The organism is Pelomonas cellulosilytica (assembly GCF_021353265.1).
Classification (GTDB): Bacteria; Pseudomonadota; Gammaproteobacteria; order Burkholderiales; family Burkholderiaceae_C; genus Pelomonas; species Pelomonas cellulosilytica.
The window spans coordinates 1-1,674 of record NZ_JAJTWU010000029.1; the positions used below are offsets into that span (position 1 = coordinate 1).

1 protein-coding gene is annotated in these 1,674 nt (G+C 65.4%); it reads left to right on the forward strand.

Annotated elements, in window-relative coordinates:
- Positions 1-124 precede the first annotated feature (124 nt).
- Positions 125-1,606 (forward strand): IS5 family transposase, encoded by a 1,482-nt coding sequence (locus LXT13_RS28340; protein ID WP_233375791.1) that lies wholly within the window; start codon positions 125-127, stop codon positions 1,604-1,606.
- Positions 1,607-1,674 lie beyond the last annotated feature (68 nt).

A 1,674-nucleotide genomic window follows, 5' to 3' on the forward strand; every position in this document is an offset into this window, starting at 1 on the left:
GTCGGCCCTGCAAAACGCTCACAACCCGCATGAACACTGGTGATGCGGGGTGAATGCCGATGGTCAGAACTCCCAGAATCAAATTCAATGACTATTGATTTCTGGGAGTTCTGGAGGGCAGGCAATGGCGACCGATGACTTCTTCCGCGCACGGCTGGATGGCATGGTGGATCCCCGCCATCCGCTTGCGGTTCTCGGTCGGCGCATGCCCTGGTCTCAGATTGAGGCGTCGCTTGCCCCGCTGTTCGCCCGCAAGGCCCGCATGGGCAAGTCCCGCGAGGACGCCGACATGTTTGGCCCCACGCTGGTGGTGGCCGCCGGCGGCGTGAGCCGCGCCGGTCGGCCGCGCCTGCCGATCCGGCTGATGGTCTCGCTGCTGTACCTCAAGCACGCGTTCAACGAGAGCGACGAATCCGTGGTCGAGCGCTGGTCGGAGAATGTCGTCTGGCAGCTCTTCAGCGGCATGGAGTACTACCAGAGCAAGCTGCCCTGCGACGCCACGCAGCTCGGGCGCTTCCGCCGCGTGCTGGGCGAAGCCGGCGTGGAGCAATTGCTCAAGACCACCATCGAAGCGGCGGTCGCGATGAAGGCGGTCAAGCCCGTCGAGTTGGAGCGCGTGACGGTCGACACCACCGTGCAGGAGAAGGCCATCGCCCACCCGACAGACAGCCGGTTGCTGGAGGTTGCGCGGGCCAAGATCGTGCGCCTGGCCAAGCGAGCAGGCCTGAAGCTCAAGATGACCCACGAGCGCGAGGGCCAGAGCTTGCGGCGTCGTGCTGGCGGCTATGCCCATGCCAAGCAGTTCAAACGTCTACGCCAGGTGGTGCGCCGCCAGCGCACGATCCTGGGCGTGCTGCTGCGCGAGGTGCAGCGCAAGATGACGACGCTGGCGCAGGCCGCGCAAGATCAGCTCAAGCCCTGGCTGGCGCGTGCTGAGCGCATCCGCAGCCAGCGGACTCACGACAAGAACAAGCTCTACGCCCTGCACGCGCCCGAGGTCGAGTGCATCTCCAAAGGGAAAGCGCGCCGGCCCTACGAGTTCGGTGTGAAGGTCAGCCTGGCTGTCGCACACAAGAGCGGCCTCATCGTGGGCGCTCGCAGCTTCCCCGGCAACACCTTCGATGGTCACACACTGGCGCAGCAGCTCGAGCAGACCAGCACCTTGCTGCAGGATCTCGGCGTCAAGCCCATGACCGCCGTCGTCGACGTGGGTTACCGCGGTGTCGACGCCGACATCGCTCCGGTGGAGTTGATCCATCGGGGCAAGTACAAGTCCTTGAATGCGCAGCAAAGGCGCTGGCTCAAGCGCCGGCAGGCCATCGAGCCCACCATCGGCCACACCAAGCACGACCACCGGATGGACAAGTGCTGGCTCAAGGGCAGCGAGGGCGACGCGCTGCACGCGGTGCTGTGTGCGGCCGGCTTCAATATCCGCTGGTTGCTGCGGGCGCTGCGGCGTCAGCTGCAGGCTGGCGGCCTGAAGCACGTTTACTTGGCCTTGATCGCCGTATGGACGACCTCTGTGGCAGCGGCGATGGCGGGGCTCAGCAGCGTCTTGGGTGCCAATGCCGACCTATCGCGTCAGCCGCTGCTCCACACGTCATGACCGCGCGCTGCTCGCCGGGGCCGTCCCGTCAGCGAGTCGCGTGGAAATGAATTTTGCAGGTCTGACTA

Excerpts from the sequence above, each read along its gene's own strand:
- LXT13_RS28340 (WP_233375791.1), top strand. The coding sequence starts at position 125 with ATGGCGACCGATGACTTCTTCCGCGCACGGCTGGATGGCATGGTGGAT.